Consider the following 358-nt stretch of genomic DNA (forward strand, 5'->3'; position numbering starts at 1 on the left):
AGCCTCTGCGGACAAACCGCAGCGCAACAAGACACCCAAACCGGCCCGTCCACGCAACGAACAGCCCGCGCCCGTGGATGACGAAGGTCACCCGCCCGCCAAGCTGGTCCCTGCTCAGGAGCCGTCTGCGCAAGCGAAGACCGACGATCAGGCTAAAAAAGAAGTGGCCAAGGCTGCTCAGACAAACGAGCAACCACCGACGGCCAGCAAGCCGCAAGCCGCAGCTGAACCGAAGCAGGAACCAACCGCTGCACCGGCTCAGCCGCAGCAACCTGCTGCTGAGCAACAACCGGCCGCCCAGGCCCCGGCCGAGCAAAACACCGCCGCGCCGAAAGCCGAGGACGACAAACCGGCCAGC

The 358-nt window shown here is 65.6% G+C and carries 1 pseudogene; it reads left to right on the plus strand.

The features are described from left to right. Nucleotides 1-358 (plus strand): annotated as a pseudogene (locus A3730_RS31315) (ribonuclease E); the annotation flags it as partial.

The sequence above is a fragment of the Alcanivorax sp. HI0044 genome, from assembly GCF_001634945.1.